The sequence below is a fragment of the Actinomadura logoneensis genome (assembly GCF_003428695.1).
Lineage (GTDB): Bacteria > Actinomycetota > Actinomycetes > Streptosporangiales > Streptosporangiaceae > Spirillospora > Spirillospora logoneensis.
Window position 1 is genome coordinate 1 of sequence record NZ_QURH01000848.1, and the last position, 5,336, is coordinate 5,336.

Annotated in this window: 4 protein-coding genes; 2 read left to right on the plus strand and 2 right to left on the minus strand. The window is 72.4% G+C overall.

The window, feature by feature from the left end:
• Positions 1-570: 570 nt before the first annotated feature.
• Positions 571-1,374 carry a hypothetical protein gene (locus tag DZF91_RS41370; protein WP_199486958.1) on the plus strand — a complete coding sequence of 268 codons (804 nt, stop codon included), beginning with the start codon at positions 571-573 and terminating at the stop codon, positions 1,372-1,374.
• Positions 1,375-1,454: 80 nt separating this feature from the next.
• On the opposite strand, the gene tuf is transcribed toward DZF91_RS41370, so the two are convergent.
• Positions 1,455-2,639, minus strand: a complete 1,185-nt coding sequence (gene tuf, locus DZF91_RS28785; RefSeq protein ID WP_117360259.1) for an elongation factor Tu — start codon at positions 2,637-2,639, stop codon at positions 1,455-1,457.
• A 339-nt stretch (positions 2,640-2,978) separates the two neighbouring features.
• Here tuf and DZF91_RS28790 point away from each other — a divergent pair, with 339 nt between their 5' ends.
• Positions 2,979-4,190: an arginine deiminase gene (locus tag DZF91_RS28790; RefSeq protein WP_117360260.1), complete on the plus strand. Its 1,212-nt coding sequence runs from the start codon at positions 2,979-2,981 to the stop codon at positions 4,188-4,190.
• A 118-nt stretch (positions 4,191-4,308) separates the two neighbouring features.
• On the opposite strand, the gene DZF91_RS28795 is transcribed toward DZF91_RS28790, so the two are convergent.
• On the minus strand, positions 4,309-4,836 hold the full coding sequence (locus tag DZF91_RS28795) for an ATP-binding protein (protein ID WP_235834636.1): 528 nt from the start codon (positions 4,834-4,836) through the stop codon (positions 4,309-4,311).
• Positions 4,837-5,336: the final 500 nt, after the last annotated feature.

Sequence of the window (5,336 nt, forward strand, 5' to 3'; positions counted from 1 at the left end):
AGAGATAGTTGACACCGCCCCGACCCGCTCCGACCAGCCAGGACGAGCAGGGACGGGGACCGCGACCACGCACCGAAAGGGGGTGCTCAGGCTGAGGAACCTGGCACATCGGCCCGCCGAACCGCGGACGTCCGCGCGCCGCGCCCGCACGGGCCGCCGTCTCGCGTACCGCTCTTCCTCCGGCGACGGCCGCCTTCCGGGCCGCCGTCCTCCGGGGTGCCTTCTTCCGGGCAGCGTCCGCGTTTCTGGTCGCGTCCGTGTTGCGGGCTGCGTTCTACCGGGACGTCTCGTTTCGGGTGGCGTTCCTCCGCCTGCGCCCGCCGATGGTGACAAGGCGCTCCGGAAAGGCGGCGCGGTTTCCGCGTACGTTCCCGCCGGAAGCGTTCCGCGCCGCCGACCGTTCCGCGCCTTTGGGCCGGGCGGGGAATTCCGGTCGTCGGCGGTTGAACGAGAAGTACCGCGCGTTCGGGGGCACCGTATGGCGGTGGGCGTCGGTCCCGAGAGAAGCACGCGCGGGGAGGCCGTGATCCGCACCGGACCGGCTCGTCCCTCCCTGCCCAAGGAGAGCCGATGACCGAGCGGCACCCCGGCGACGACCTCACCCCCGAGGCCGCCGAACGCCTTCTGGACGCCGCCGCCCAGGGGCCCGGCCAACACGCCCGGCCGGGGACGTCCGTGCCGGATCCGCTGGCCGATCTGCTGGCGGCGGCGTCCGCTCCCGGCCGTCCGGACGAGCTGACCGGCGAGGACGCCGCCGTCGCCGCGTTCAGGTCGGCCGTCGCCGCGGAGGCCGGGGCCACCCGGGTGCTCCCCGCCGACCGTGGCCGCCACCGTGTCGGCGGTCGGGGCATGAAGCGCCTGCTCACGGTGAAGGCGGCCCTCGTCGCGCTGGTCGCCGCGTCGCTCGGCGGCGTCGCGCTGGCGGCGAGCGCGGGCAAGCTGCCCGGGCAGGCCCCGGACCATCCGCACCCGTCGCCGCGCCCCTCGCTGTCCAGGCACCACGGGGGGACCTCGCAGCCGTCCGGCGCCGATCCGGCCCCTTCGTCCGGCTCGTCGGGGCCGTCCGGCACGCACCGTCCGACCGTTTCGGGCTCGCCCTCGCCGTCCACCGGAAACCCGTCCGGCAAGGGCAAGGACGGCACCGGAAACGGCAACGGAAACGGCGGCGGCAACGGCAACGGCAACGGACACCAGGGGAACCCGCACGGGCAGCCGTCCAAGGGCCAGAAATCCACTCCACCCGGGTCGGGTAATGGAAATGAGAATGGGAACGGCACCGGCAAGGGCAACGGGAAAGACAAGAACGGGAACGGGAACGGAGACGACCCCGACAAGCAGCCGACCGGCGGCGGCACCGGCAACGGGAAAAAGTAGCCGACGCCGAGCAGAAATCCGCTGAGCGAAACGCGCACCGGGCCCGCCGTCCCCGTGGGGAACGGCGGGCCCGGTGCTTCTCAGTCGAGCAGCCCGGTGACGGTGCCCGCGCCGACCGTCCGGCCGCCCTCGCGGATCGCGAAGCCGAGGCCCTCGGCCATCGCGACCGGACGCCCCAGCTCGACGGTCATCTCGACCGAGTCGCCGGGCAGCGCCATCATGCCCTCGCCGCCGAGGTCCACCCCGCCCACCACGTCGGTGGTCCGGAAGTGGAACTGCGGCCGGTAACCGTGGAAGAACGGCCCGCTCCGGCCGCCCTCGGCCGCCGTGAGCACCCGCACCCGCGCCCGGAACCGGCCGTGCGGCCGGATCGAGCCGGGCGCGGCGACGACCTGGCCGCGCCGGATCTGGTCGCGGCGGACGCCGCGCAGCAGCACCGCCGCGTTGTCCCCGGCCTCGGCCCGGTCCATGGTCCGCCCGAAGGTCTCCAGACCGGTCGCGACCGTCCCGAAGGTGTCGCCGAACCCGACGACCTCGACCGCGTCCCCGAGCCGCAGCGCGCCCTGGGCGACCACGCCGGTCACCACCGTCCCGCGCCCGGTGATCGTCAGCACGTTCTCGACCGGCAGCAGGAACGGCCGGTCGAGCACCCGCTCCGGCACCGGGACGTACGCGTCGACCGCGTCGAGCAGGTCGCCGATCCGGGCCGTCCAGTACGGGTCGCCCTCCAGCGCCCGCAGCCCGGACACCCGGACGATCGGGACCTCCTCACCGGGGAACCCGTACTCCGACAGCAGGTCGCGGATCTCCAGCTCGACCAGGTCGAGCAGCTCCGCGTCCTCCACCGCGTCCGCCTTGTTCAGCGCGACGACGATGTGCCGGACGCCGACCTGCCGCGCCAGCACGATGTGCTCGCGCGTCTGCGGCATCGCCCCGTCCAGTGCCGACACCACCAGCACGGCGCCGTCGATCTGCGCCGCCCCCGTGATCATGTTCTTGACGTAGTCGGCGTGGCCGGGCATGTCGACGTGGGCATAGTGCCTGGTCGCGGTCTCGTACTGGACGTGCGCGATGTTGATGGTGATCCCGCGGTCCCGCTCCTCCGGGGCCCGGTCGATCCCCTCGAACGGCACGGCGGACGCCAGTCCGCGGTCGGCCAGCACCCGGGTGATCGCCGCGGTCAGAGTGGTCTTGCCGTGGTCGACGTGCCCCATCGTGCCGATGTTCAGGTGCGGCTTGGCGCGCTCGTAAAGCTCCTTGGCCATGGTCTTCGTCCGTTCTCACTCGCATGGTGAGAACCCGCGCACGGACGTCATGCCGCGTGCGCCGAGTGACCACCCCTCTCCGCTGGTTCTCCGGGGTGGCACGGAGAGGGGTCAGCCTCGGACGCCGCCGTCGAGGGGGAGGACGGCCGGCACCGAGCTCAGCGGACCGGAGTCCGCGAGCTTCGAGGTGCCGGCCGCCAGGATCATGTCCCCGAGCGTACGGACCGTCCCCGCCGAAGGCGACTGGTTTATTGCGGATTCGCCCCCGCCCCAGGCGATCCGCGACGGAGGACGGACCGGGACCGAGCGGGCCGATCATGCGCGCATAGACTGCGAAAGGTGACGCAGACGACGAACAGACACCGGGTCACCAGTGAGGTCGGACGGCTACGAACCGTCCTGCTGCACCGTCCCGGGGCGGAGCTCAAAAGGCTCACCCCGCGCAACAGCGCCAAGCTGCTGTTCGACGCGATCCCCTGGGTGGGCCGCGCGCAGGAGGAGCACGACGCGTTCGCCCAGGCCCTCCGCGACCGCGACGTCGAGGTCCTGTACGTGTCCGAACTCCTGCAGGACGCCCTGGAGTTCGAGGCCGCGCGGGACGAGGCGATCGCGCAGGTGATCGACGACAAGCGCTGGGGCGACCAGCTCCGCCGGGTGGTCGAGGGGCACCTCCGCGACCTGCACCCCGAGGACCTGGCGCACACGCTGGTCGCGGGCCTCGCGCACGAGGAGCTGAAGAGCGCCCACGGCCTGGTCTACCGGCTCATGGACGAGCTCGACTTCATCGTCGATCCGCTCCCCGGCCTGCTGTTCACCCGCGACTCCAGCGCCTGGGTGGGGGACCGCGTGGCGCTGACCAGCTTCGCGATGCCCGCGCGCCGCAACGAGTCCGCGCTGACGGGGCTGATCTACCGGCACCACCCGCGGTTCGCGGGCGTCGAGCCGATCTACGACCCGTCCATGGAGCACGTCGAGGGCGGCGACGTCATGCTGCTCGCCCCGGGCGTCGTGGCCGTCGGCACCGGCGAGCGGACGACCCCGGCGGGCGTCGAGCGGCTGGCCCGCCAGGTGTTCGCGGCCGGGCTCGCGCACACCGTCCTGGCCGTCCCGATCGCGCAGGAGCGCGCGACCATGCACCTGGACACCGTCTGCACGATGGTGGACGCGGACACCGTGGTCATGTACCCGCCGGTCGCCTACGCCCTGGAGGCGTTCACGGTCACGGCGTCGAACGGCGACCTGAAGGTGTCCGGCCCCCGCCTCTTCCTGGACGCGGCGGCCGAGGCGATGGGGCTGGACCGGCTCAAGGTCATCGACACCGGCCTCGACCCGGTGACCGCCGAGCGCGAGCAGTGGGACGACGGCAACAACACCCTCGCGCTGGCGCCACGCGTCTGTGTCGCCTACGAGCGCAACGTGGAGACCAACGCCCAGCTGGAGGCCGCGGGCATCGAGGTCATCCGCATCACGGGAACCGAGCTGGGCACCGGACGGGGCGGCCCGCGCTGCATGTCCTGCCCGATCCTGCGCGACGAGCCCCCGGCCGCCTGAACGGGAACGGCCCCCGGGACGGACCCGGGGGCCGGACGTGGATAGCTCGGGCGGTGTCGACGGGGGCACGACAGCGCCCGAGCTTGAGAGGACCCTACACAGTGAAGTGGCGGTCCGACTAGCCGGGGTACGCCCGACTTACCCGAACCGCTCCGGGGCCGTCCGCGTCCGCCCCCCGCAGGGGCTCCGACATGTCGACGATCTCGATGAGGTCCGGCAGCATGCCCGCCGTGACCCGGTGCTCGGTGCCGACGCGGGGCGCGTAGAGCTGGGCCCACACGGTGGTCGCGCCGTCCTCGTGCCGGACGCCCCAGCCCTCGGCGAGCGTCTCCACTATCCCGAGTCCGCGTCCGCCGAGCGACGAGAGCGTGCCCGGCCCGCGCCGGGGCTCGGTGGTGGCGCCGCCGTCACTCACCGCTATCTCGATGATGTCGCCGCGCCTCGTCCAGGTGACCCGGACCTGCCCCGACGGCAGCGGGCGCGCGTGGCGCAGGGCGTTGCTGATGAGCTCGCTCACGATCACACTCGCGTCGTCGACGACCGACTCGTCGACGCCCGAGGCCCCCAGCTCCGAGCCGAGGCGCCTGCGCGCGACCGCGACGCTGGACGGAGCGTGTGGCAGCAGTACCGCGCTCGACGCCCTCACCTCCCCCTGGATCCCGGTGCTCGGATGACCCCCGTCATTCCGTTACGACCGAAATGCCCATTACAGCGGACCCCGAAACCGGGACGAAACACCCGTGCTCGCCCCCTCGCGCGCTCCACGGACCCTCACCCCCCGCTCAACAGACCGTCATGATGGATCTATCCAACCGCCGCTGTCTTTACTCCTCGCGCGCACGTTTCGTCCGTCACACCACGCAAACCCCACACTTTTCCACCCCGCTCCCCGCTGCCCCCAGTCAAGACCGTGGCCCGATCCGGCCATTCACCCCGAGATCAGTACTTCTCCGGCAAACCTCCCGACCCCTTCCCCGCCTCGGCTCCCCTCGAACGTCCACCCCGAGAGCAATCCGCTCCCGCCCCCGCTACAACCCCCACCACGAATTCAAGATCGCCAATCCGTCGCCCCCACCGATAACCCCGCAAACGCCCGGCAAACACAGCGAAATCCGGAGACCCCACCCCCTCGCACCGCCCCCCGCC